23 protein-coding genes are annotated in these 23,346 nt (G+C 72.0%); 14 read left to right on the plus strand and 9 right to left on the minus strand.

Annotation, left to right across the window (positions count from 1 at the left end):
* Nucleotides 1-66: 66 nt before the first annotated feature.
* The gene (locus ACGFR7_RS01515) at nt 67-1,782 is read right to left on the minus strand and encodes an amidohydrolase (RefSeq protein ID WP_393311744.1); all 1,716 of its coding nucleotides are present in this window, start codon (nt 1,780-1,782) and stop codon (nt 67-69) included.
* 134 nt (nt 1,783-1,916) lie between these two features.
* Nucleotides 1,917-3,443 carry an APC family permease gene (locus ACGFR7_RS01520; protein ID WP_393311746.1) on the minus strand — a complete coding sequence of 509 codons (1,527 nt, stop codon included), beginning with the start codon at nt 3,441-3,443 and terminating at the stop codon, nt 1,917-1,919.
* A 288-nt stretch (nt 3,444-3,731) separates the two neighbouring features.
* Between ACGFR7_RS01520 and ACGFR7_RS01525 the strand changes: the two genes are divergently transcribed.
* The 4 genes from ACGFR7_RS01525 (at nt 3,732) to ACGFR7_RS01540 (ending at nt 6,651) form a co-directional block, all read left to right on the plus strand.
* Nucleotides 3,732-4,427: a helix-turn-helix domain-containing protein gene (locus tag ACGFR7_RS01525; RefSeq protein ID WP_393311748.1), complete on the plus strand. Its 696-nt coding sequence runs from the start codon at nt 3,732-3,734 to the stop codon at nt 4,425-4,427.
* A 129-nt stretch (nt 4,428-4,556) separates the two neighbouring features.
* Nucleotides 4,557-5,798 carry a PP2C family protein-serine/threonine phosphatase gene (locus ACGFR7_RS01530; protein WP_393311750.1) on the plus strand — a complete coding sequence of 414 codons (1,242 nt, stop codon included), beginning with the start codon at nt 4,557-4,559 and terminating at the stop codon, nt 5,796-5,798.
* Nucleotides 5,799-6,181: 383 nt separating this feature from the next.
* Nucleotides 6,182-6,418, plus strand: a complete 237-nt coding sequence (locus tag ACGFR7_RS01535; protein ID WP_393311752.1) for a DUF6400 family protein — start codon at nt 6,182-6,184, stop codon at nt 6,416-6,418.
* 2 nt (nt 6,419-6,420) lie between these two features.
* Complete coding sequence (locus ACGFR7_RS01540; protein ID WP_381647262.1) at nt 6,421-6,651, plus strand: hypothetical protein; 231 nt, start codon at nt 6,421-6,423, stop codon at nt 6,649-6,651.
* 23 nt (nt 6,652-6,674) lie between these two features.
* Here ACGFR7_RS01540 and ACGFR7_RS01545 read toward each other — a convergent pair whose 3' ends face one another.
* Nucleotides 6,675-7,574 carry a S41 family peptidase gene (locus ACGFR7_RS01545; protein WP_393311754.1) on the minus strand — a complete coding sequence of 300 codons (900 nt, stop codon included), beginning with the start codon at nt 7,572-7,574 and terminating at the stop codon, nt 6,675-6,677.
* A gap of 100 nt (nt 7,575-7,674) precedes the next feature.
* On the opposite strand from ACGFR7_RS01545, the gene ACGFR7_RS01550 reads away from it, so the two are divergent.
* Nucleotides 7,675-8,568: a hypothetical protein gene (locus ACGFR7_RS01550; RefSeq protein WP_393311756.1), complete on the plus strand. Its 894-nt coding sequence runs from the start codon at nt 7,675-7,677 to the stop codon at nt 8,566-8,568.
* Nucleotides 8,569-8,588: 20 nt separating this feature from the next.
* Here the strand turns inward: ACGFR7_RS01550 and ACGFR7_RS01555 are convergent, their stop codons facing one another.
* Nucleotides 8,589-9,446 (minus strand): hypothetical protein, encoded by an 858-nt coding sequence (locus ACGFR7_RS01555; protein WP_393311758.1) that lies wholly within the window; start codon nt 9,444-9,446, stop codon nt 8,589-8,591.
* A gap of 238 nt (nt 9,447-9,684) precedes the next feature.
* Between ACGFR7_RS01555 and ACGFR7_RS01560 the strand changes: the two genes are divergently transcribed.
* From ACGFR7_RS01560 to ACGFR7_RS01570, 3 genes are all read left to right on the plus strand, one after another.
* Nucleotides 9,685-10,545: a hypothetical protein gene (locus ACGFR7_RS01560; protein WP_393311760.1), complete on the plus strand. Its 861-nt coding sequence runs from the start codon at nt 9,685-9,687 to the stop codon at nt 10,543-10,545.
* Between the two features lie 125 nt (nt 10,546-10,670).
* Nucleotides 10,671-11,609, plus strand: a complete 939-nt coding sequence (locus tag ACGFR7_RS01565) for an SDR family oxidoreductase (RefSeq protein WP_393311762.1) — start codon at nt 10,671-10,673, stop codon at nt 11,607-11,609.
* 171 nt (nt 11,610-11,780) lie between these two features.
* Nucleotides 11,781-12,143, plus strand: a complete 363-nt coding sequence (locus ACGFR7_RS01570; protein WP_393311764.1) for a hypothetical protein — start codon at nt 11,781-11,783, stop codon at nt 12,141-12,143.
* 38 nt (nt 12,144-12,181) lie between these two features.
* Here ACGFR7_RS01570 and ACGFR7_RS01575 read toward each other — a convergent pair whose 3' ends face one another.
* Both ACGFR7_RS01575 and ACGFR7_RS01580 read right to left on the minus strand, forming a co-directional pair.
* On the minus strand, nt 12,182-13,054 hold the full coding sequence (locus tag ACGFR7_RS01575; protein ID WP_393311766.1) for an undecaprenyl-diphosphate phosphatase: 873 nt from the start codon (nt 13,052-13,054) through the stop codon (nt 12,182-12,184).
* A gap of 264 nt (nt 13,055-13,318) precedes the next feature.
* A complete protein-coding gene (locus ACGFR7_RS01580) occupies nt 13,319-14,020 on the minus strand; it encodes a TVP38/TMEM64 family protein (RefSeq protein ID WP_393311768.1) in 702 nt (233 codons plus the stop codon).
* 262 nt (nt 14,021-14,282) lie between these two features.
* Between ACGFR7_RS01580 and ACGFR7_RS01585 the strand changes: the two genes are divergently transcribed.
* From ACGFR7_RS01585 to ACGFR7_RS01600, 4 genes are all read left to right on the plus strand, one after another.
* Nucleotides 14,283-14,444 (plus strand): hypothetical protein, encoded by a 162-nt coding sequence (locus tag ACGFR7_RS01585; protein ID WP_393311770.1) that lies wholly within the window; start codon nt 14,283-14,285, stop codon nt 14,442-14,444.
* Nucleotides 14,445-14,553: 109 nt separating this feature from the next.
* Nucleotides 14,554-15,726, plus strand: coding sequence for an elongation factor Tu (gene tuf, locus ACGFR7_RS01590; protein ID WP_393311772.1), 1,173 nt, complete (start codon nt 14,554-14,556; stop codon nt 15,724-15,726).
* A gap of 167 nt (nt 15,727-15,893) precedes the next feature.
* Nucleotides 15,894-16,739 carry a patatin-like phospholipase family protein gene (locus ACGFR7_RS01595; RefSeq protein ID WP_393311774.1) on the plus strand — a complete coding sequence of 282 codons (846 nt, stop codon included), beginning with the start codon at nt 15,894-15,896 and terminating at the stop codon, nt 16,737-16,739.
* A gap of 115 nt (nt 16,740-16,854) precedes the next feature.
* The gene (locus ACGFR7_RS01600; RefSeq protein ID WP_393311776.1) at nt 16,855-17,709 is read left to right on the plus strand and encodes a spermidine synthase; all 855 of its coding nucleotides are present in this window, start codon (nt 16,855-16,857) and stop codon (nt 17,707-17,709) included.
* 42 nt (nt 17,710-17,751) lie between these two features.
* Here ACGFR7_RS01600 and ACGFR7_RS01605 read toward each other — a convergent pair whose 3' ends face one another.
* Nucleotides 17,752-19,038 carry an MFS transporter gene (locus ACGFR7_RS01605; RefSeq protein WP_393311778.1) on the minus strand — a complete coding sequence of 429 codons (1,287 nt, stop codon included), beginning with the start codon at nt 19,036-19,038 and terminating at the stop codon, nt 17,752-17,754.
* 311 nt (nt 19,039-19,349) lie between these two features.
* On the opposite strand from ACGFR7_RS01605, the gene ACGFR7_RS01610 reads away from it, so the two are divergent.
* Both ACGFR7_RS01610 and ACGFR7_RS01615 read left to right on the plus strand, forming a co-directional pair.
* Nucleotides 19,350-19,805, plus strand: a complete 456-nt coding sequence (locus ACGFR7_RS01610) for a DUF4442 domain-containing protein (protein ID WP_006601666.1) — start codon at nt 19,350-19,352, stop codon at nt 19,803-19,805.
* A 255-nt stretch (nt 19,806-20,060) separates the two neighbouring features.
* Entirely contained in the window at nt 20,061-20,711 is a 651-nt protein-coding gene (locus ACGFR7_RS01615) for a DedA family protein (RefSeq protein WP_393311780.1), read from the plus strand.
* Between the two features lie 120 nt (nt 20,712-20,831).
* On the opposite strand, the gene ACGFR7_RS01620 is transcribed toward ACGFR7_RS01615, so the two are convergent.
* Both ACGFR7_RS01620 and ACGFR7_RS01625 read right to left on the minus strand, forming a co-directional pair.
* Entirely contained in the window at nt 20,832-21,041 is a 210-nt protein-coding gene (locus ACGFR7_RS01620; RefSeq protein ID WP_350256138.1) for a hypothetical protein, read from the minus strand.
* A gap of 100 nt (nt 21,042-21,141) precedes the next feature.
* Nucleotides 21,142-23,205: an ATP-binding protein gene (locus ACGFR7_RS01625; RefSeq protein WP_393311782.1), complete on the minus strand. Its 2,064-nt coding sequence runs from the start codon at nt 23,203-23,205 to the stop codon at nt 21,142-21,144.
* Nucleotides 23,206-23,346: the final 141 nt, after the last annotated feature.

Raw genomic sequence — 23,346 nt, forward strand, 5'->3', positions numbered from 1 at the left:
CCGGTCCGCCCGCGGGTGCCGAGGGCGCCGGCGGGCGCCGAGGGGTGAGCCTCCCGTGCGACGCGCTCAGGCGTCCTCGGCCGCGTACACCCGTCGCCCGCCGACAAAGGTCTGCAGCACCCGGGTCGCGGCGATCTCCTCGTCGGCCCCGTCGAAGGGGTCACGGTCGAGGACGACCAGATCGGCCAGCTTGCCCGCCTGGATGGTGCCGGTGTCGTCGAAGTGGTTGGCGTAGGCGCTGCCGGCCGTGTACGCGGCGAGTGCGGAGCCCAGGTCGATGCGCTGCCCGGGGAGGAAGACCGGCGCCGGGACCGGGCAGTCGGGCTCCCTGCGGTTGACCGCGACATGCAGGGCGGCGATCGGGTCGGGGGAGCTGACCGGCCAGTCGCTGCCCGCCGCAAGGGTGGCGCCCGAGCGCAGCAGGTCCCCGAACGGATACTGCCAGGCGGCACGTTCGGGACCCAGGAAGGGGATGGTCAGTTCGTCCATCTGCGGCTCGTGGGCCGCCCAGAGCGCCTGGATGTTCGCGGTGGCGCCGAGCCGGCGAAAGCGCGGGACATCGTCGGGGTGGACCACCTGGAGATGGGCGAGGTGCGGCCGGGTATCGCGGCGGCCGTTCGTCCGCCGGGCCGCCTCGACGGCGTCCAGCGCCTCGCGTACGGCCCGGTCGCCCAGGGCGTGGAAGTGCACCTGGAAGCCTTCGGCGTCCAGCAGGGTGACGTAGGTCCGCAGGTCCTCGGGGTCGATGAACGAGATACCGCTGTTGTCGGAGGCGCAGCCGCAGGCGGTGAGGTAGGGGCTGAGCATGGCGGCCGTGTGGTTCTCGGCGATGCCGTCCTGCATGATCTTGACGCTGGTCGCCCGGAACCGTCCGCCCGTCAACTCCTCACGTCGGGCGATGAGTTCAGGGATCTGCTCGGCCCCACGGGCCCGGTCCCACCACAGTGCCCCCCTGACCCGTGCCGTGAGCTTGCCGTCGCGCCGGGCGGCCGTGTAGGCGGGCGTGGGATCAGCCCCTGCGGGACCGCGGCCCAGCATCGCGTCCTGCCATGCGGTCACCCCGTACCCGTGGAGGAGGCGCTGCGCCCTGAGCAGTCCGGCGGTCCGCTCGGCGAGCGTCGCTTCCGGGATGAGATCGCCCACCAGCTGCATGGCGCCCTCCTGCAGCATGCCGGTCGGGTGGCCGTCCGCGTCCCGCTCGATGCGCCCGTCGGCCGGATCCGGCGTACGGGAGGTGATCCCGGCGCGTTCCAGGGCGCGGGAGTTGGCCCAGCCACCGTGGTGATCGCGGTTGACGAGGAACACCGGCCGGTCGGGGACGAGGGCGTCCAGGAACTCCCGGGTCGGCATGCCGCCGGGGAAGGCCTCCATGGACCAGCCGCCGCCCGTGATCCACGCGGCCTCCGGATGCGCCGCCGCATACGAGCTGATCAGCTCGCGGTACGCCTCGGCGGTGACGGCCGCGCTCAGATCGCACAGCGCCAACTCCAGCCCGCCGCCGACCGGATGGACATGCGCGTCCTGGAATCCGGGGATGAGCAGCTTGCCGTGCAGATCGACGACTTCCGTGGCGGGCCCGATCAGGTCGCGGACCTCCGCGTCGTGCCCGACGGCGATGATGCGGTCCTTGCGGACCGCCACCGCACTCGCCCGGGTGCGCGCGGCATCGACGGTGTGCACGGGGCCGGAGAGGAAGACGAGGTCGGCGGGACCGTCATCGGTGGCGCCGCGGGCGGCGGTGTCCGGGGTGTGCTCGGGGTCCACGGTGGTGCTGAGATCCATGGGGGTGTCGCTCCAGAGGCGTCGGATGTATTGCGTGGGTGTCGAGTCGAGCGGGGCGTAGCGGGTGTCGTGGTGGTGGTTGTGATGGGTGCTGTCAAGGACCGGGGCGGTCGCGGGGAGGGGGGCCCGGGCGGTCAGCCCTCCGACGGGCTGGGGAGCGCGGCGCCGTCCGCATCCATCGGCAGGCTGATCGCATCGCCGTCCGTCCCCTGGCCGGTACGGAAATACGGGGCGCGGCGGACCCACTTGGCCCAGGCGGCGGTGCCCAGGCCCAGCGCGATGAACAGTGCGGGCAGCAGCAGCATGAACCAGCCGTTGTCCGGGCTCGCCTCGAAGTGGTCGCTCATGGTCGCGTAGTCCCAGACGAGGTAGCCGCCGAGCCCGAACAGCGTCAGTGCGCTCACCGCCGGGACGACCACATCGCGCAGCGCGCGCACCACTCCGTCGTGCAGGCTGGTGCGGAAGCGCACCGCGCAGGCGAGTGCGGTGAGTCCGTAGTAGAGGGCCACGGTCAGGCCGATCGAGTTCACGGCGGTCAGGATCATGTCGTTGAGCTGGGGGATGCCGACCGCGAGCACGGCGAGCAGCGCGGCGAGAGCCATGATCACCAAGGTGCCCGCGGCGGGGGAGCCGTAGCGGGGGTGCAGCCGCTGCCACATCGGGCCGAGCGTGCGGTCGCGGGCCATTGCCAGCGTTCCGCGGGCGGTGGGGATGACGCTCGACTGGAGAGAAGCGAAGGCCGAGCACATCAGGGCGGCCAGGGGCAGCGAGGCCCAGGGCTCCGGTGCCAGCGCGCTGCCGAGGAAGGTGAGCGCCTGCGGCCCGTTGTGGATGAGCTCGTCCGTGCTCAGCACCCGCTGGAAGGCAAGCGCGCCGATGAGGAACAGCCCCAGCATCGCCACCAGTGCGATCAGTCCGCCGCGGGCCGCGTCCGTGGAGCTGCGGGTCTCCTCGTTGACGCTGAACGCGGCGTCCCAGCCCCAGTAGAAGAACACCGCCAGCACCATCCCCTGGGCCAGCGCCTGGGGTGAGGAGATCTCGAACGGGTTGAGCCAGGAGAGCGAGAACGGCTGGTCACCGGTGGCGAGGGCATAGCCGCAGAAGAGCAGCAGGACCGTGTACTCGAAGACCAGCAGCCACATCTGCAGCCGGGTCGCGGCGTGCACACCCGTGATCGCGGTGATCGTGACGATGACCAGCGCGACCAGCCCCACGGCGGTGCTGATGCCGGTCGAGGCCGGATCCAGCCGGAGCCCTCCTATGCTGCGCAGGCCCAGCTTGTTGAGGAACTGCAGCACGACGGAGCCGGTCACCGCACCCGTGTACGCCATGAAGATCACGTTTCCGACCAGCACCACCCACCCGGTCAGGAATCCGGGCCAGGGGCCGATGGACCGGCCCACCCAGGTGTAGCCGCTGCCGCAGTTCGGCTCGGTGCGGTTGAGCCGGGCGTACGACAGCGCGATCCCGAGGATGGGCAGGAAGGCCAGCAGCAACAGGGCGGGCGTCTGCCGGCCGGTATACGCGGCCAGGGTGCCCATACCGATGCCGATGCTGGTGGTCGCGGCGGTGCTCGACGCGGCGATCGCCACCCCGTCCTTCACTCCCAGCGAGCGGCGCATTCTCGCCGGGCCGGGGTCCTGCTGCACTGCGGAAGGCATGGCACTCACTCCTTGGGCTGCGGGCCGGACCGGTCTCGGGCGGGCCAGGGGGACGCGGAGGCGCGGGGTGGGGCGGCGGGGCAGGACGGCGCGGGCCGGGCCCGGGGTCGGGTGCCGGCTGCGTCGTACGGAAGGGGGTGGTGCGGGATACGGCACCGCGGTGATCCGTGTATGTCCGCCGATGAAACAGGCCGTTGATCCTTGTGTCAACGGTGTTGACGTAACCTGATTTGGTTAACTGACCCGAGAGGGCCGGGGGCCGGGGCGAGTGAAGCGGAGGGGTTCGGCGTGGCGGAGAGCGAGCGCGTCCCGGTCGAGCGCAAGCGGCGCCGGCCGACCAGTTCAGGCGTGGTCCTGTCGGCCGATCTCATCGTCGACGCCGCATGCGAACTGATCGACACCCAGGGGGCGCAGGCCTTCACCGTGCGCAAACTCGGCGCGGCACTCGGCGCCGATCCGTCCGCCGTCTACCGCTACTTCCGCAATACCGAGGATCTGCTGCTGGCGCTGGCCGACCGTCTCATCGGCGAGTCCATGACCGGCTTCGCGCCCAGTGGTGACTGGGCCGCCGACCTGCGCGATTTCGGCCTGCGGGCCTACCGCTCCGCACTGCGCCACCCGCAGATCGCCGTATTCAGCACGGTCCGGGTCACGGGCCGGCCCCATGAACAGCACGCGGTCGACACGGGCATCGGACTGCTGCTCCAGGCCGGGTTCGACGAGGCCGCCGCCGTCCGCCATTACCACGCACTCGTCGACACCGCCCTGGGACACGCGGCCCTGGACGCCGGCGTACTGCGGCTGGCTCCCGCCCAGCGCGTGGCGGACGAGCAGGCCTGGCGGGACGGGTACGCCGGTCTGCCCGCGGAGGAGTTCCCCAGCCTGCACCGCGTCCGGGAACACCTTCCCCTCATGGCGCGCTCGGCGATCGAGCCCGCGCTCGATCTGCTCATTGCCGCCCTGCGGCGAGAGGCGTGCCTGTAACGGAGGCGCCCCTGTAGCGCGTGGCGAGGCGGCGGCGAGAGGCGGGACAGCGGCGAGAGGCGGGGCAGCGGGAGGAGGGGCGGCCGGGGTGAGCCAGGCATTTCGCTCACCCGGGTGCAAACATGAAGCATGCCCCTTCCACGGCGGGTACCGCTGCGCGGACGACGGGAACTGAGCCACGTCCTGGTGCTGATCCCGATCGGGCTCATCGCGGCGGTCTGTGTGATCGACTTTCTCGCGCCGCCCGACATCCATCTGGGGCCGCTCCTCATCGCGGCTCCCGCGATCACCGCGGCGTTCGCCGGTCCCCGCCTGACGACCGCGATCGGTGCGCTGGCGGTAGCCGCCCAGGTGTTCATCGGTATCGCGCGCCAGGTGCTGTTCACCGCGAATCTGCAGGCCCAGATCGCCGCGCTGGTGGTGGTCTCCGGCCTGGTCGTGCTCTTCACCGTCGTACGGGAACGCAATGAGCGCCGGCTCACCCAGAGCCGTTCGGTGGCCGCGGTCGCCCAGCAGGTACTGCTCAGGCCGCTGCCCGCGCGCAGTGGCGCCCTGGAGATAGCCTCGTTCTACCTGGCCGCCGAGGAGGAGGCGGAGATGGGCGGTGATCTGTTCGCGGCGGCGCGCACCACCAGCAGCACCCGGCTGATCATCGGCGACGTCCGGGGCAAGGGGCTGCCCGCCTACGGTCACGCCGCCCTCCTCCTGGGCGCCTTCCGGGCGGCTGCCCACCGACAGGCCACCCTGCCCAGGCTGGCCGTCCACCTCGACGGCGCCGTCCGCTGGGACAGCAGCCAGTGGTACGGGGTGCCGGGCGCCGACCCCGGGACGGAGCCTGCAGCAGCCCCGGGCCCCGGCAAGAGCGACGGCCTCCTTCCCGTCGCCCCGGCCCCCGGCCCGGATTCCGTCGTCGACAGCGAGGAGGCCTTCGCGACCGCCGTGCTGCTGGACCTCCCCGATCGCTGGCCCATGCTGCGCATCATCAACTGCGGTCATCCGCCCCCGCTGTTGCTGCGCGAGGGGCGGGCCTTCCCCCTGTACGGCGAGCGGACCGCATTGCCGATCGGCCTCGGCGGCCTGATCGGGGCCCCGGACTACGAGGTCGAGACCTTTCCCTTCGCACCGGGCGACCTGTTGCTGCTCTATACGGACGGGGTGACCGAGGCCCGCGACGACAAGGGCGCCTTCTACCCCCTCGTCGAGCGCGCCGGCGCCTGGGGCGACGGCACTCCGCAGCAGGTTCTGCGCCGGCTGCGCGCGGACCTGCTGGCCCATACGAACGGCAGGCTCGGCGACGACGCCGCCGCGGTCGCGGTACGGCGTCTGCCCGGCCGGCCACCGTCCACCGCCGGGATCACCGGCGCTCCCTGAGGCGGTCCGCACCGCCCCCCTCGCGGCGCCGGGAGGGGTCCGCGGTGACCGCGCACTCCCCTCACCGCACGCACTCCTGCCGCGAAGGGGCCGGACCCGCTTTCCCCTCCTGCAGAGAGAATCCGGCACCGCAGGGACGGGATGAATTACGTCACGCCTTTGATTTCCCGTGTATGCCCTGAAAATCGGGCATACCACATGGAATGCCTTGACGGGGTGTTCCGTTTTGAGCCGATATATCCCACTTTCGCTTCATTACGTTGAGCCACCGATCCCGCACTCCAGGGATCCCCGGGCCGGTGCGCTCCGCCTGACGCTTCCTCAGTGCCGTCCGGCTTGATAAACACGTCCGCATCATCCGCAAGTGGCACAGGACGCGCACCATGAACGACCGCAACACCTCTGACCACCAGATATTCGAGCTCGACCTCGCCGCTCACGAAGCCCGTCGGCGGACCGAAGTCGTCGCGGCGCTGGGTGACGCCTGGGACCCCATCGCGGTGGTGGAGGGCGAGGACGAGGCCTACCGGCTTCTCTACTCGGGCCTGGACACGGAGCAGCAGGCCACCTACGACATGCTGGTCGCCGCCGGAGTGCTGCCGGGACCCGGGCAGGCCTGAGCATGCTGCCGCTCGACCCGACCGCCGATATCGGCCGCCGCGCCTGGGTCCCGTGCCCCCGCTGCCAGGACCACCAGGACTGCGGAACCTGCCTCGACGGCCGCACCTGCGGTGACCACTGGCGCTACCTTCTGTCGAACAAGGGCAGCGTCCTGCACCTGCAGTGCCCCAACTGCACCCACCTGTGGGCCTGGCAGTCGGGCTTCGGAGCGGGCGGCCGCACCGACGGCTGACGCCGGACCACCACCGGGCGTCGCTATCCCAGCCGTTCCCTCGCCTCCCCGTGCGCCGTCTCGAGAGCCTTCTCGGCCGCTACGGCACGATCCGGCTGCACGCCCACACCCTCCCAGTTGGTACCCGTGACGGCATTGACGGTCCGGGCCGCCGGCACGGTGACCGTGATGTGCTCCGTCACCGGATGGCGCAGGGTGGGATGCGCACCGCCTCTCGTCGTCTCACCGACCACCTCGGCGCGCCCGTGGGCCTGCAGGGTGTACGCCAGGTCCTCGCCGCCCGAGAAGGTGGTCGCGCTGGTGAGTACGTACACCGGACGATCGAGATAACGGGGCGCGGGCAGATGCGGGAGCGTCCAGTACTGCCGGATGGAGTCGGTGGAGCGCTCATAGATGTCGTTGAGGTGCACCTCGCCGTCGGGGAAGAAGTAGCTGCACCACATCGCGGCGCCCGCGGGTGAGCCGCCCCGGCACTTCCGCAGATCGAGAAGGAGGGCACGGGTGCGCGCGACCAGCTCCATGGCCGCGCCGATCGCGTGGGCACCCTCTCCGGCGTCGGCCATCCAGCGCACGTCCAGACAGCCGATATTGCCGTCGAGCTGTTCGGTGCGGCGGATGCCGTGGTTCTCGGCCCGCATCAAGGCGAGGAACGCCTCCCGGCCTGCACCGTCGTCCGCGAGTGCGGTGAGCGGCCGGGGCTCGTCCTGCCACAACAGCCTGAGGTGCCTGTCCGGGCAGACCTCCTGCAGGTGCGCGGTGACCGCCGCACAGAGCGCTGGGCCGCTCAGTGCGTCGTACTCACCGGCTGCCAGCCGCGCGCGGAGGGCCCGGTCGACCTCCGCGGCGCGCCGGGGGAAGACATAGCCCGCCATGATGCGGTCGAGGGCACTATCGATGATCTCTGCGTTGTCGGATATGGCCACTGATCCTCGATTCGGGTCGGGCTGCGCCGAGGGCGCCGGTGCGGACGGCCTTCGCGCTGCGATGCGGTGCAGGGGCGTCCGCCGGCGGTAGCGTGCGGGCATGGAGCTGCACGCACGATCGCTTTGGCTGTTGTCCGAGCCGCTGCATGCGGTCTGTTACTTCGATGACGGAGGCCGCCGCCTGGGCAAGGACCTCGGCCTCAAGGGCTTCTGGATGGGCTATTTCGCCTCGCGTACGGCGCCCATGGGAGCTGTGGAACCCGCGGCGGCCACGGCCGTGCTCGGGGTGTTCGCCCCGGGGATGGTGGCCCGTGCGCTGCCCGCGGCCTGGTCTGTCGTCAGCCCGGCACATGTTCTCGACGAGCGCGGCCGTCGCGCGGCCCGTGCGCTGCGCGCGATCGACCCCGAGCTGGAGCGCACGGCAGCCGCAGTGCTGCCCCCGCTGCAGACGATCGTCGACGAGGCGCCGGCCCTCGCCCGTCCGCTGTTCGCCGCCAACCGCGCGCTGTGCGACCACGCCGACCCTGTCGAGCGCCTGTGGCAACTGGTCACCGCCGTACGGGAGTTCAGGGGCGATGCCCACCTCACGGTGCTTGCCGACGAAGGGCTCGACGGCTGCGAGGCACTGGTCCTGGCCGTCGCATCGGGGCGCGTCCCCAGGGACACCATGCGGCAGGACCGCGGCTGGAGCGAGGAGGAGTGGGCGGACACGGCGGACCGGCTGCGGGGCCGTGGCCTCGTGGACGCACAGGGCGAAGCGACCGCACACGGCCGGCAGGAACGCGAGCGCATCGAGGCGGCGACCGACCGGCTGGCCGGACGGCTGCTGCACCCGCTGCCCGAGGCGGAGGCCGAGGGGCTGTTGCGTACGCTCGAACCCCTGGTCCGGCGCCTCCTGGCAGCGGATGTCCTGCCCTTCCCCAACCCGATCGGCCTGCCGCACCTCGACGAGCCCGCGCCGCGCGGCGGCACCCCGTCCGGACAACACGGCTGAGCCGCGTCGTCCCACCACTCCTAGCCCAGGCGCTTTCCGGCTTCCTTGAGCTTCTGCTCCAGATCCACGGTGTCGGCAGCGGGCGGCACCTGGACCGTGACCGGCTTGTTGACGCCGAAGAACCGTATGGCCACGTCCAGCGGGCCCTGGGCCGTCTGCGCACGCTCACGGAACTTCACCGTGCGGTCGCCGGGGCCGACCCACATGTCGAGGGTCAGCTTGCTCACCCCGAGCTGCTGATACTGCTCGATCACCTTCTTGCGGCGCTCGGCATCCAGCCCGCTCTTGGCGCCCTGCTTGTCCAGCAGATCCGCCACCTCGACCACACCGGCGTAGTGCGAGGTCCGCACCCCGTCGACGGTCTCCTCGCCGACCTTCTTGACGTCGTCTGACTGGGACAGCAAGGACGCCTGCGCCGCCGGGTCCTGGTCTGCCTGCTGCTGCATTCCCCCGAGCGGGCCGGCCCCCTTGCCCTTCATGGCGAACTTGATCCAGTGCTTGCCGCCCAAGGCGGCCGTCGCCTTTCCGCCCCCGCCGAGATACACCGCGTCCCCGACCAGCCGCACCGAGAACTCGCCCTCCTCCTTGCCCCCGGAGGCCTTCATGCGCATATCGATGGCGCGCGGGCGCATGCTGAACGACACCTTGCCGTCGACCGTCCCCTGCCCCGGCACCCTGCCGGAGAGCCGGTACGAGACGGAGTTGAGCCCGGTGCCCTTGTCGACGGCCTTTTGCACTGCGGCGACCGGCGTGGCGTTGATGCTTCCCGGCGCCGCGGTGTGGTCGCCCGACGTCGTGCAGGCCGCCGTGCCGCACAGCACGGCTCCGGCGAGCAGCGTCCCCGCGACGCGCGACGGGATGCGGGAGAAATGAGTCATGGCCCCCCCCATGAGCACATAGAACTATGAAAGTGTCATCGATCATGACAGTAGCCGATGGCACCGACAATCTGCGTTGAGTATGTACGCAAGCGTGTGACCAGGGAATATGACATCCCGACCAGACCAGGGGCGAGCGCGGGCCGCGCACCGGGGTGATTGTCATCTGGTGGTTCGATGAGTGCTTTGGGGTGCTTTGCAGGGCCGGGTCGGGACACCTCTGACCAAGAGCCGTTGAATGGGTATGGATCCTAGAGAGCTGTGGGACCGCAACGCCGTGCTGGCAGAAGCGTTTTGTCTGGGCGATGAGCGGGTGCGCGAGGCGCAGGCCCGACTTGACGAGGCGCAGGCGGACCGGTCGCGGGTTTTGGCGGCATTTGCGGTAACGGTGGGCAGCACCGGCGCGGTGGCCGGCCTGTTCGGTTTGAACGAGCGGGAAGTACGGATCGCCCGGCGCACGGTGGGCAAGGACGACGCCCGTGCCGTCGCCGACGAGCTGCTGGCGGCCGCCACTCCCGCCGCGCCACCGCGGGAACCGGAGGAGGTCTCGCCGGCGCCCGATCCCGCCGCCGAATATTCTCACCAGAACCCGATGACCGGAACGCGTCCCACCGGCCTGCCCCGCGAAGGTGCCGGCGGCACGGGGACAGCGGAACAGACCTGGTCCCCGGCGATGGACGCGGTCCTGATCGGCAGTTGGCAGACCGGGGTGGATTTGCGCGAACTCGCCGCCGAATTCGGGCTCGATCTCACCCGCCTGGTCACCCGGGCCCAACAACTCTCCGCCCAGGGGCGGTTCTACCCCGGCCCCGCGGAGAGTCATGCGGGACGCCACCGGCGCGGCCCCGGCGATGTGCACGAGTCCGAATACACCATCCCCGCACAGCAGACGAACACCTGGAACGCCGCGCCCTCGGGGCACCCGATGGCGTCCGCCTGGCACACCGGCACGATGCCGTCCGCGGAATCCGTCCCGGACATGGCCGCCCTGGCCTCGGAATGGGACAACGCCCTCGCCCCGTGGGGGACCCTCGCGCCCTCCCACGAGGAGGCCGCACCGGCCCATCAGCCCTGGGCTCAATACCACCTCAGTTCCTGACACGGCACGGACACTTGCGATACGTACCCACCCTGCCTCGCAGGCCGGCACCGGCCGCACCGAGGCCGACGCGTCCCCGCCGGGATTCCTGAGCGGGGACGAAGAGACGGGAGCAGACCGAAGACATGGCGACGGAGGGCGCGCGAGCGGATGCGCTGGACCAGAAGGTCGCGCTGGTGGCCGGTGCCACGCGAGGCGCCGGACGCGCGATCGCGGTGGAACTCGCCCGCGCCGGTGCCGTCGTGTACGCCACCGGACGCAGCAGCCGCACCACAGGCCGCTCGGAGCTCAACCGGCCGGAGACGATCGAGAAGACCGGCGAACTGATCACCGCGGCCGGGGGCAGCGGCACGGCCCTGCGGGTCGACCACCTCGACAGCGATCAGGTCCATGATCTCGTCCGGCGCATCGACCGCGACCACGGCCGCCTGGACATCCTCGTCAACGACATCTTCGGCGGCGATGCCTACGCCCGGTTCGGCACCACCCTCTGGGAGCACGATCTCGCCGGCGGCCTGCGGATGCTGCGGATGGGCATCGACACCCACGCGATCACCAGTCACCACGCGCTGCCGCTGCTCATCCGCCACCCCGGCGGGCTGGTGATCGAGATGACCGACGGCACCGCGGAGTACAACGCCGCCTACCGCCACCACGAGGGCTTCTACTACGACCTGGTCAAGGCCGCCGTGCAGCGGATGACCCTGGCCCAGAGCCATGAACTCGCCCCGTACCAGGGCGCCGCCGTCGCCGTGACACCCGGTTGGCTGCGCTCGGAGAAGATGCTGGAGGCGTTCGGCGTGACCGAGGACAACTGGCGGGAGGCGACCGCCCGCGTACCGCATTTCTGCATCGCCGAGTCCCCGGTCTATGTCGCGCGGGCGGTGACCGCCCTCGCCGCCGACCCCGACGTCGCCCGCTGGACGGGCACGGTCGTCTCCAGCGGCCAACTCGCCCCGCTGTACGGGTTCACCGACACCGACGGCACCCAGCCGGACTGCTGGCGCTACGTCGTAGAGGTCCAGGACCGGGGCCGTGCCGCCGATGACACCGGCTATCGCTGACGGCTGTCACCCCCGTGAGCCATCACCGGGTGGAACGTCGCCCTCCGTAATTACTTTGCTACTTGCCGAATCCGGGCGGGCCCGCCACAGTGTGGAGAGTGGTGCGGTCAGCCGACTGCAGGCAGTCAAGGGGGTCTTGTGATGCACATGCGCCAAGAGAGGGTCCGGCCGGTGACCACTGGACGGCGACGATCGGCGACGGTTGCGGCCGTCCTCGCCGCAGCCAGTGCTCTGGGGCTGGCGACCGCAGCCCCGGCGAGCGCCGAGGTCAAGTCCACCTGCGGCACCTACATCTGCGTGGCCACGGCCTATCAGGGGCGTGACTACGTCCAGGACATCACCGTCACGACGCGGGACGGACTGCCGGGGACCGTGCGTGCCTTCGTGGGCGATTACGGGAACCGCAAGGCCAACGTGTCGCGGTGGCGGTTCGTCGTCAACCGCGAGTTCAGGGCGTATCCGCGATTGGCCGTCTGCGGCGGTCTGGATCGCAGTGGCAGGTTCATCGAGAACCACTGCGTGCTGATCCCGTGATTCGGTGATCCCGTGATCCCCTGATCCGTGATTCCCTCTCAGCCCGCCGTCTCGCCCGCATGCGGCGTCAGGGTCCCCGCCGCGACCAGGGCGAACAGGGCTATGCCCAGGAGGATGCGGTAGATGACGAATGGCATGAAGGAATTGTGGGAGATGAACTTCATGAACCATGCGATCACGGCGTAGCCGACGACGAAGGCGATGAGCGTGGCGAAGAGGGTGGGGCCCCAGGAGACGTGGCCCTCGCCCGCGTCCTTGAGTTCGAAGACGCCGGAGGCCAATACCGCCGGGATGGCGAGCAGGAAGGAGTAGCGGGCCGCGGATTCGCGGGTGTAGCCCATCAGGAGGCCGCCGCTGATCGTGGCGCCGGAGCGGGAGACGCCGGGAATGAGTGCCATGGCCTGGCAGATGCCGTACAGCAGGCCGTCCTTGACGCTGAGATCCGTGAGGGACTTGCGCTGTTCGGCGGCCCGGTGCCGGCCGCCGGTCTCGTCGCGGGCGGCCAGTCGGTCGGCGATGCCGAGCACCACACCCATCACGATGAGGGTGGTGGCGATCAGCCGCAGATCGCGGAACGGGCCCTCGATGGCGTCCTTGAGCGTGATGCCCAGGACGCCGATCGGGATCGAGCCCACGATCACCAGCCAGCCCATCTGGGCATCGTGATCGTGCCGCAGCTCCCGGTTGAAGAGGGAGCGCGCCCAGGCCGAGATGATCCGCCCGATGTCCTTGCGGAAGTAGATGATGACGGCCGCTTCGGTGCCGATCTGGGTGATGGCGGTGAACGCCGCACCGGGGTCCTGCCAGCCCGCGAACGCCGCCGTCATGCGGAGGTGCGCACTGGAGGAGATCGGCAGGAACTCGGTCAGCCCTTGGACGAGTCCGAGGACGAATGATTCAAACCAAGACATGGAAAATACGCTATCCAAGGGTGGTCAAGCGCTGACCTGCGCAAGAGGGGGCGAAACGGACGGTGGCGGCGGATGCGGATGATCGCCGACAGGGGGCAGCGTAACGTCCGAAGATGTCCGGGCGGCCAAAGGGGCCTGGACGCACGGTGGCCGCCCGCCTCGCCGCACCTGCCCGCCCCGTTGCCGCGCGACCCGTGCCTGCCCACTCCGTGACCGCCCGCCCCGTGGCTGTCGCGGGGAACGCCGCGCCGGCCCGTACCGCCGTCAGTCCTCGCGCAGCGCCTTGCGTTTGCACCACGCCACTGCCAGCGCGCCCAGAGCGCTGACCGCGATGAAGCCCATGGCCGCGAGGAACACCGGCGAGGTGGGTGTCGAAGCCCGCGCGCCGGCCACGGCGTAGGCCGCGGTGTTCGGGATGCTGCCGAGTGCCGTCGCCGCGAGGTAGGGACCCCATCCCATACAAGAGATGGCGGCGCAGTAGTTCATGGCGCAGAACGGCAGACCGGGGAGGAGCCGGATCACCAGCATCGAGCGGAAGCCGTGCTCGCTCAACTGCCGGTCGACGGCCGTCAGCCAGCGGGCGCGGAGGCACGGGCGCAGGGCGTCCTGTCCGAGCAGCCGGCCGAGCCCGAATGTCAGCGCGGCGCCCAGCACCGTGCCGGCGAGTGCCGTGGCCAGCCCGGCCTGGCTGCCGAAGAGGGCCCCCGCCGCGAGATTGAGGACCGGGCGCGGGACGAAAGCGCTGGTGCACGCGCCGTATGCCAGCGCGAAGAGCACCAGGGTGGCAGGGCCGGACGACTGGGCGGGCCGGGCGCCGGTCAGCAGATGCTGCGGCTGCCACCACAGCGTCATGACCGCGCCGCAGGCCAGCAGGGCAAGCAGCAGGCACAGCCGGGACCGGGGAGAGCACAGCACGCGTGCAGCGCGCGCGGCGAGGCCGGTGGGCGCTGCGGCGGGTGGGAACACCCCGGGAGCGTAACCGACGGGGCTGCCGGGGAGCCGTAATGGTGCCGACGGTGCGTGAGCCGCCGGGCATCGATGCGTCCTGACGCGTCGCCGGGTACACCCCAGGCCGACCGCCGACCGCCGACCGCCGACTGCCGACTGCCGACTGCCGACCGCCGACCGCCGACCGGTGGCCCGTCCCCGCGTACCGCGTACCGCGTACCGGTACGGCGGCCGGATAAATCAGTCGACGCCGCAGCGGGCACCCGGCACCATAGGGCGCATGTTCCGGTACGCCTTCCTCCCGCTCCCGTCCGCAGTCGCGGACGAGCCGAAGGCTGCCGTCGATTTCCTCGCGGCCATCGCCGCCTGCGTTCTCGCAGTCGCTGCCGCCGCAGCGGTCGCCGTCCCGGCCGCCGCGGCGGCCGACGGCGCACGAAGCTGACCCTCTCCGGATCGTCCGGCGGACCCCGCAGGGGGAGGGTCGGCCGGGTTCAGGGGTCCCCACGGCGCCAAGTCGCCGTCCTCACCGCATTGTTGCGAGGAAGAACACCATGCCCAAGACGGCATATGTGCGCACCAAGCCGCACGTGAACATCGGCACCATGGGGCACGTCGACCACGGCAAGACGACGCTGACCGCGGCCATCACCAAGGTCCTCAGCGAGCGGGGCAGTGGCACGTTCATGCCCTTCGACCGCATCGACCGGGCCCCGGAGGAGGCCGCCCGCGGTATCACCATCAACATCTCGCACGTCGAGTACGAGACCGGCACCCGGCACTACGCCCATGTCGACATGCCCGGTCACGCCGACTTCATCAAGAACATGGTGACCGGCGCGGCGCAGCTCGACGGCGCGATCCTCGTCGTCTCGGCGCTCGACGGGATCATGCCGCAGACCGCCGAGCATGTGCTGCTCGCCAAGCAGGTGGGCGTCCGGCACATCGTCGTCGCCCTCAACAAGGCCGACGCCGGCGACCCGGAGCTCACCGACCTGGTGGAGCTGGAGGCGCGCGAACTGCTGAGTGCGCACGGCTACGACGGGGAGCATGTACCCGTCGTACGGGTCTCGGGGCTGCGTGCCCTGGAGGGAGACCCGCGCTGGACGGCGGCGATCGACGCGCTGCTGGACGCCGTCGACACCTATGTCCCGATGCCCGAGCGGTATGTGGACGCGCCGTTTCTGCTGCCGGTGGAGAACGTGCTGACCATCACCGGCCGCGGCACGGTCGTGACCGGAGCCGTCGAGCGCGGCACCGTGCGGGTCGGCGACCGGGTCGCGGTGCTCGGCGCGGACACCGAGACGACGGTCACCGGGCTGGAGACGTTCGGCAAGCCCATGGAGTCCGCCGAGGCCGGGGACAATGTCGCGCTGCTGCTGCGCGGTCTGCACCGCGACCAGGTGCGCCGCGGGCACGTGGTCGCGGCGCCGGGCAGCGTCACCCCCCGGCGCCGTTTCACCGCCGAGGTGTATGTGCTCTCCACCGAGGAGGGCGGCCGCCGTACGCCGCTGTCCACCGGTTACCGGCCGCAGTTCTACATCCGTACCGCGGACGTGGTCGGCGACCTCGACCTCGGCGAGCGGGGCGTCGCCCGGCCAGGAGAGACGGTGACGGTGTCGGTCGAACTGGGCCGGGACGTGCCGCTGGAGCGGGGCCTGGGCTTCGCCATCCGCGAGGGCGGACGCACCGTCGGCGCGGGCACGGTGCGCACCGTCGAGGAGTAGACACCGCAGGCCAGCAGGCTGTGCCCGGCACCTCTCCGGGTGCCGGGCACAGCCGCCTCCTGCCGCCGGGGGACGCGCGGGTGCGAGACTGCTCGCCCGGACGAACGGGCACGAGGGCTCACCGCTGCGCCACGCTGCGCGGCCGGCCGGACAGGGAGGGAGACCCGATGGCGGGCACGGCACTGGTCCTGGGCGGTGGAGGGCTCACCGGCATCGGCTGGGAGATCGGTGTGCTCGCCGGTCTCGCCGGGGCGGGCCTCGACCTCGCCGGCGCCGACGTCGTCATCGGCACCTCCGCCGGTTCGATCGTCGGCGCCCACCTCACCTCCGGGCACCTCACCCTGGAGGAGATGCACGAGCACCAGCTCGCCCCGCCCGATCCGGCCCGCCCGTCCGCCCGTATGGGCCCGGCCGCGCTGGCCCGCTTCGCGGCGATCGCGCTGCGCTCCCGGGACGTGGTGTCCTTCGGCGTACGGATGGGGAAGCTGGCCGTCGCGGCGCGTACCGTCACCGAGGCGGAACAGCGCACGGTGATCGCCCGGACCCTGAACCTGAGCGACTGGCCGGCCCGCCGGCTGGTGATCACGGCGGTGGACGCCGCGACAGGGGAGCGGACCGCCTTCGACGACACCAGCGGGGTGCGGCTGCTGGACGCGGTGGGCGCGAGCTGCGCGGTCCCCGGTATCTATCCGCCGGTCACCATCGACGGCACCCGGTGGATCGACGGCGGGGTGCACTCCAGCGCCAATGCGGATCTGGCCGCCGGATACGAACGGGTGGTGATCGTCGCGCCGATGGCGGCCGGCGGCGGGCCGATCGCCGGACCGCGGGCGCAGGGGGAGCGACTGGCCCGCCGGGGGGCGCGGGTGTGCGTGCTGACCCCCGACCGCGCGGCCCGGGCGGCGTTCGGCCGCAATGTCCTGGACCCCGCCAAGCGCGCCGACGCGGCCCGTGCGGGGCGCCGGCAGGCGGCAGCGCAGGTGGCCCGGATCCGGCAGGTCTGGTCGGACTGACCCGGGGCCCGGCAGGTCCGGTCGCAGCGACCGGGGGGCGGGGCAGCGCCGGCGGCCGGTGCTCCGCCGCGACCGCCGGGCCGGGACACCGTTGCCGCACCGGCACAATGGGACGGTGGACGAAGCACCCGAGCCGATACCCGTCACCCGGACCGTGGACTGCGGCACGGCCAAGCTGCTGCCGGACGTCGACCGCCCGCGCGCCTGGCTGCTCACGGTGGACGGCGCACCGCAGTCGTACGTGGACCTCGACGCGCCGACCCATCTGGAATTCGAGTACGTGCGCCGGCTGGCATACGTCCTGGACGAGGTGGCCGCCCCGGGCCGGGCGCTCGATGCGCTGCACCTGGGCGGAGGGGCGCTGACCCTGCCGCGCTATCTCGCCGCCGTCCGTCCGCACTCCCGGCAGGACGTCATCGAAGCCGATCGCGGACTGCTCGCCCTGGTGACGGAGTACCTGCCGCCGCCCGGCGACCGCGGGATCACGGTGCACGCCGAGGACGCCCGGACGGCGCTGGAGGCGGCGCCGGAGGGCAGCGCCGATGTCATCGTGGCGGATGTCTTCGGCGGCTCGCGGGTGCCGGCCCACCTCACCTCGGCCGAGTACGCCGAGGCCGCGGCCCGGGTGCTGCGACCGGACGGCTGCTACGCCGCGAACCTCGCGGACGGCGCGCCGTTCGCCTTCCTGCGCGGCCAACTCGCCAATTTCGCCGCGGTCTTCGCACATCTCGCACTGATCGCCGAGCCCTCGGTGCTGCGCGGCCGCCGGTTCGGCAACGCCGTGCTGCTCGCCTCGCACGCACCGCTCCCGCTCGCCGCGCTGGCCCGGCGGACGGCCGGCGACGCCTTCCCGGCCCGGGTCGAGCACGGTGCGGCGCTGCGGCGGCTGATCGCGGATGCGGTCCCCGTAGGCGATGCCGACGCGGTGGCGTCCCCGGTGCCACCGGACGGTGCGTTCAGCGTCGGCTGATCGCGGGCCGCCGCGGCTTCGCGCCAGGACCGCGGCGCGTGCTCATTCCGCTTCCGCGGCCTGCGGCGGCGTCGCTCCGGCGGCAGGGGAGAGCGCCGGGCCCGCCGCCGACTCCCGCGGTGTCCGCCGGGTGAGCCGCCGCACCCCGGGGACGCACAGCACCGCCGCCGTCAGCAGCGCGATCACGGCGGAGCAGCCCCACAGCGCGGCCGTCCGGCCGATGAGGTCCTGTGCGGGGCCGGCCAGCGCGGTGGCGAGCGGGGTTACGGCCAGGGACCCGAGCCAGTCGTAGGACGAGACCCGGGAGAACTTCTCCTCGGGGATCTCCTGGTGCAGCGCCGTCATCCACGTCACCGCGAAGACCTCGACCGCGATCCCGGTGCCGAACATGACCGCGGCGAGCCCGCCCGCCGGGAGGGGGACGGCGAGCGCGGCGGACGGGAGGGCGAGCGGGAACACGCACAGCGTCCCGGTGAGCAGGAGGCGGTGCGGTTTGACCCGGGTCATCATGATGGCGCCGCCCACGGTGCCCGCCCCGAAGGCGGCCAGCGCCAGTCCCCAAGGCTCCGGGCCGCCCAGATGCTGTTTCGCGACCAGCGGCCCGTAGACCGCCTCGGCGGCCGACACCACCGCGTTGACGAGGGAGAACTGCACCACCACCGCCCACAGCCAAGACCGGGAGGCGACCTCGTGCCAGCCGTCCCGCAGATCGTGCAGCACCCCGCCGCCGGGCGTCCGCGCGGCGACGCCGCTGACGTCGAGGAAGGCGCGCAGCAGGGCCGCGAGGGCGAAGGAGGCGGAATCGACGGCCAGCACCCAGCCGGGCCCGACCACGGCGACCAGCGCGCCGCCGAGCGCCGTGCCGCCGATGTTCGCGCCGTTCATGCCCATCCGGAACACGGCGAAGGCGCGCCCCGCCTGCTCGCCGGAGACACTGGCGAGCACCATGCCCTCGGAGGCCGGCGCGAAGAACGCCTGTCCTGTGCCGCCGAGGGCCGCCAGCACGGCCATCTGCCACAACCGTGGTTCGCCGGCCAGAACGAGCAGCGCGAACAGCCCCTGGGAGACGCAGCTGAGGACGTTCGCGGCGACCATCACCCGGTGCCGGGGGAGCCGGTCGGCGACCGCACCGCCGACCAGCAGGAAGAGGACCAGCGCGATCGTCCGCGCGGCGGCCACCAGACCGACCTCGGTGGCGGAGCCGCCGGCGGCGAGCACCGCGAAGGCGGTGGCGATCAGCGCGCCGGAGCTCCCTAGGTTCGCGATCACCGTGGCACCGGTGAGCAGCAGAAAGTTGCGCCCCGCCCATGCGGGACGGGCCCTCACCACGAGGGCACCCCCGCGGCGGGAACCGCGGGGAACGGAGGCCGGCCCGGGGTATCCGCTGTTCGGCCCGTCAGGTGTGCCGGGCGCTGCGCTCCTCCGCCGTCGCTGTGCTGTTGTCCTGGCTGCATGAGCGTTCACGATAGGCAAGGCGAGACGTGGGCCGCACGGGGATATCCGCCGGGGAACCGCTACGGAGATCCCCGGGCGACCGGGCGGCCCTGGCGCCATGGAGGCCGCGGTGTCCCGCCCGGTCCCGGCGGCCGGCCACCTCCCGCCTCTTCACACCTAAGCTACCGCTAGGTAACATGCCTTCCATGTCCTCCGAGACCCTGCCGTCGATCGGCGAAATGATGGCGGCATCCGTGCCGATGGTCCGCACCCTGAACCTCGAGTTCACCGAGACCACCGCCGAGCGCGCCGTGGTTCGCATGCCCGACCAGTCCGACTTCCACAACCACGTCGGCGGACCGCACGCCGGCGCGATGTTCACCCTCGCCGAGTCCGCGAGCGGTGCGATCGTGATGACGGCCTTCGGTGATCAGCTCGGCCGTGCGGTGCCGCTGGCCGTGCGCGCCGAGATCGGCTACAAGAAGCTCGCCATGGGGCCGGTCACCGCCACCGCGGAGCTGGGCCGCCCGGTGGCCGAGGTGGTCGCCGAGCTCGACGCCGGCGGGCGTCCGGAGTTCCCCGTGAACATCGCGCTCACCCGCGAGGACGGCGCCGTCACCGGTGAGATGAGCATTGTGTGGACCCTGCGCCCCAACAAGTGAGCTGCTTCACAGTGGGGTTCCCCGGCCCGTCGTGCCTCGCACGGCGGGCCGTCGTCATGCCGCAGGGGCCGCTGGGCTCCTGATCGGGCCGCGGAGAGCCGGTGTTGCGCGGTACGCCTGGATTCGGCCCTCCTGCGGTGCCATCGAGTACGCTTCCCGGGCGTGCTGTGACGCGCCAGGGGGATCGACCGGCACCGCCGAGACGGCTGCCGGGGCACGGCCCACGGGGGCCCTACACCAGCGGAGGAAGCGGCGTTGCACATCCAGGAGTGGCTCGAGACCGTACCGGCCGTGAGCGTCTATCTCCTGGTGGGGGTGGTGATCGGACTGGAGAGCGTGGGTATTCCGCTGCCGGGCGAGATCGTCCTCGTCAGTGCGGCGATCCTCGCGGCGACCCAGGACCACATCAATCCCGTCGTGCTGGGTGCCTGCGCCTCCGCCGGTGCGATCGTCGGCGACTCCATCGGGTATCTGATCGGCCGCAAGGGAGGCCAGCCCCTGTTGCAGTGGGCGGGCCGGAAATTCCCCAAGCACTTCGGCCCCGACCATGTCGCCATGGCCGAGGCGAAGTTCGACAAGTGGGGTATGTGGGCGGTCTTCTTCGGCCGTTTCATCGCACTGCTGCGCATCTTCGCCGGCCCGCTCGCGGGCGTACTGAAGATGCCGTACTGGAAGTTCCTGATCGCCAACGTCCTCGGCGGCATCATCTGGGCCGGGGGAACGACCGCGCTGATCTACAGCGTCGGCATGGTCGCCGAGTCGTGGCTCAAGCGCTTCTCCTCGCTCGGACTGGTCGCCGCCGTGCTCTTCGGCATCGGCTCCTTCCTCCTCATGAAGTACCGCGCGAAGAAGGCAGCCGCCGCGCGCGAGGAGGCCGAGGCCCCGGTCACCGCGTCGGTCGACTGACCGGCCCCGTCCGCAGCGCCGCCTCCGCGCAGCTCGTACGGCCTCACGACATCGACCGCGGTCCGGGCTCGATGCGGTGCATCACCTGTAGACGTGGACCGGTAGACGCGCGCCGTCACGTCAGGGCATCAGCCAGACGTCGGGTCCGCCGTCGCGCCATTCGAAGACACCGGTGTCGTCCCAGACGAACTTCGTGGTGCAGAAACCGGCCCGGCGCAGTATCGCGGCCACATCACCAGGGCGCAGCGCCCGTCCCAGATCCTGTCCGTTGAGGGTCACACGGCGACCGCCTGTGGAGGGCGGGTGCACGATCACGGGGGCACGCTTCATGCCTCCCAGCATGCGACCGGCCCGCGCCTTCCGCATCCCGAACGCGATCGGCGCGTCACACAGCGTGTCATCCGGCGTCCCGCGGAGCGTGGCCCGGCTCTCAGGACCCCGCCCGCAGCCGGGAGAAGAACGGCCGGGCCCGTACACCGGGCCCGCCGCGCTGCCACCACGGTGTCTCCTCTTCGGCGTCCGGCCGTGCCGCCCCGTTGCGCACCGTCCGGCGCAGGCCCGCCAGCATGTTGCGGACGCCCGCGATGAACAGCGGGTCGCCGATGAGCTTCTTGGCCACCAGCGCCTTGTGGCAGGCGCGCAGCGCCGTCGTCGGCTTCCCATGGACGCTTTCGGTCATGGCACGGGCGTAGAGGACCGTCGAGTACAGCCAGAAATCGCCGTCGCAGTGCCGGACCTCCCAGGCGCGGTGGGCCGCTGCCCGCGCCCGCTCCGCGTCGAGCGGCGCCAGGGCGATGGCGAGCAGCGCCCAGCTGTGGGCGGGACCCGGCCCGAACCACGGATCCCTGGAGTGGTGCCGGGTCGCCTCCTCCAGACACGTCACGGCCGCCGCGGTGTTCCCGCGGTACAGCTCCAGTACGGCGTGCGCATGCGCGATACGGGCCAGTCCGTCGGCGTCCGCATGCATCACGGCCGCCGTCCACGCCTCGTCGAGCAGGTCCTCCGCGGCGGCGAGCGAATGTTCCTGCGCGGCGAGATAGCCGGCCAGCCACAGTGCCCGGGCCCGCAGTGCGGTGTCCTCCCGGGAGAGCAGCAGTAGGCGGTCCAGATGGGCCCGCCCCTCGCGGCGGAAGCCGCAGGCGGCCCAGTGGAACCACAGGGACACCGCGATCTCCAGCGCACCGAGCGCATCCTCGGCGTCCTGCGGCGGCCGGGTCAGCGCCGCGTCGAGATTGTCCTGTTCGTCCTCCACCAGTCGCACGGCGACCTGCTGGTTCGGCCCCTGCCAGGCGATCTGGGCCTCGGCCGCGAGCGCCGCACAGGCCTGCCGGAAGCGTCGCAGCGCCGCGGACTCCTCGCCCGCCTCACGCAGCTGCGTCCGCCCGAAGTCCCGGGCGGCGCGCGGCAGTCGGTAGCGCGGCGGCAGCGCGGCCCCGGTGTCCTCGTGCGCGCCGCCCGCATCCCGTACGCGTTCGACAACCGAGGCCGTACGGAGCCGTTCCAGTGCGCCGTCGACCGCTGCCGCGGGCACGTCACTGCTGGTGCAGACGCATCCGGCGAGCCAGGGGTCGAAGTCGCCGGGAAGCACCGAGAGCCTGGCCCACACCCGGCGGTCGGTGGGCGAGCAGAGGGCGTAGCCCGCGGCCTGCGCGGCCTGCGCGGCGTGCAGCGAGGTGTGCCGCACGGTTGCCGCCGGCCCGGAGTAGAACAGCGGACCGTCCGTGCCCACCTGCGCCGCGAGCTGCGGCAAGGACATCCGGTCCAGCTGGTGCGCGGCCAGGGCGATCGCCAGGGGTGAGCCCTCCAGCGCCTGGCACACCGTGACCAGGAGCTCGGGCGCCGCGGCTCCGGTCCGCCTGGCCAGCAGCTCGACCGCCGGTCCCGCGATCCCCTCGCCCAGCGTCACCGGCAGCGGCGCGAGGCCGACGACCCGCTCCTCGGCCAGCCCCAGCGGGCCCCGTGCGGTCGCCACGATGCGCAGCGACGGATCGGCCCGCAGCAGCCGCCGGACGAGCTGTGCGCACTCGGCGAGCACCGGGTCGCAGTCGTCCAGCAGCACGGTCGCGCGCTGCCGCCGGCAGTATGCGGCCAGCGCCGCGAGGGCGGTGGTGCCCGCGGGAAGGCATGACGCGGTGGTATCCGACCGGCCCGCCCCGCCGGGCAGTGGTGCGCCGGCGCAGGGGTCGGCCGCCTGCCGGGCGAGGGGCCGGGCGGTGTCCCGGCAGACGGTGTCCGACCGCCCCGCCGCCCGGAGCAGCGCCTCGGCCGGACCGCCCTCGGCCAGTCCGTCCCAGCAGCCGACCCGGATGACCGTGCCGCCGTGCCGAGCGGTGTGCTCCTCCAGGACGGCGCGGGCCAGCACGCTCTTGCCCACCCCGGCGGCCCCGGTGAGCGTGACCAGCGGAGCGCAGCTCAGCAGCCCGGACACCTGCTCATGCTCAACTGCCCGCCCCACTACGGCGGGCAGTGGCCGGTGATCGGCCCACGCGGTCATCGGTCATCCCCAACCACGGCACAGTGCCGCGCCCTTCCGAACTGGGAACCCACGATGCCAGAACCGACCGTCCGGTAAGGAACGGGTGGGCGCATCGAACGAGGGAAACCCCGGCGCCGTATTTGACGTGACGCGAGGTCT

The organism is Streptomyces sp. NPDC048516 (assembly GCF_043199875.1).
GTDB lineage: Bacteria > Actinomycetota > Actinomycetes > Streptomycetales > Streptomycetaceae > Streptomyces.

Coding starts and splice junctions, on each gene's coding strand:
- ACGFR7_RS01625 (WP_393311782.1), bottom strand. CDS start 23,205: ATGACCGCGTGGGCCGATCACCGGCCACTGCCCGCCGTAGTGGGGCGG.
- ACGFR7_RS01530 (WP_393311750.1), top strand. CDS start 4,557: ATGCCCCTTCCACGGCGGGTACCGCTGCGCGGACGACGGGAACTGAGC.
- ACGFR7_RS01520 (WP_393311746.1), bottom strand. CDS start 3,443: ATGCCTTCCGCAGTGCAGCAGGACCCCGGCCCGGCGAGAATGCGCCGC.
- ACGFR7_RS01565 (WP_393311762.1), top strand. CDS start 10,671: ATGGCGACGGAGGGCGCGCGAGCGGATGCGCTGGACCAGAAGGTCGCG.
- ACGFR7_RS01585 (WP_393311770.1), top strand. CDS start 14,283: ATGTTCCGGTACGCCTTCCTCCCGCTCCCGTCCGCAGTCGCGGACGAG.
- ACGFR7_RS01555 (WP_393311758.1), bottom strand. CDS start 9,446: ATGACTCATTTCTCCCGCATCCCGTCGCGCGTCGCGGGGACGCTGCTC.
- ACGFR7_RS01540 (WP_381647262.1), top strand. CDS start 6,421: ATGCTGCCGCTCGACCCGACCGCCGATATCGGCCGCCGCGCCTGGGTC.
- ACGFR7_RS01550 (WP_393311756.1), top strand. CDS start 7,675: ATGGAGCTGCACGCACGATCGCTTTGGCTGTTGTCCGAGCCGCTGCAT.
- ACGFR7_RS01620 (WP_350256138.1), bottom strand. CDS start 21,041: ATGAAGCGTGCCCCCGTGATCGTGCACCCGCCCTCCACAGGCGGTCGC.
- ACGFR7_RS01535 (WP_393311752.1), top strand. CDS start 6,182: ATGAACGACCGCAACACCTCTGACCACCAGATATTCGAGCTCGACCTC.
- tuf (WP_393311772.1), top strand. CDS start 14,554: ATGCCCAAGACGGCATATGTGCGCACCAAGCCGCACGTGAACATCGGC.
- ACGFR7_RS01515 (WP_393311744.1), bottom strand. CDS start 1,782: ATGGATCTCAGCACCACCGTGGACCCCGAGCACACCCCGGACACCGCC.
- ACGFR7_RS01610 (WP_006601666.1), top strand. CDS start 19,350: ATGTCCTCCGAGACCCTGCCGTCGATCGGCGAAATGATGGCGGCATCC.
- ACGFR7_RS01560 (WP_393311760.1), top strand. CDS start 9,685: ATGGGTATGGATCCTAGAGAGCTGTGGGACCGCAACGCCGTGCTGGCA.
- ACGFR7_RS01575 (WP_393311766.1), bottom strand. CDS start 13,054: ATGTCTTGGTTTGAATCATTCGTCCTCGGACTCGTCCAAGGGCTGACC.
- ACGFR7_RS01595 (WP_393311774.1), top strand. CDS start 15,894: ATGGCGGGCACGGCACTGGTCCTGGGCGGTGGAGGGCTCACCGGCATC.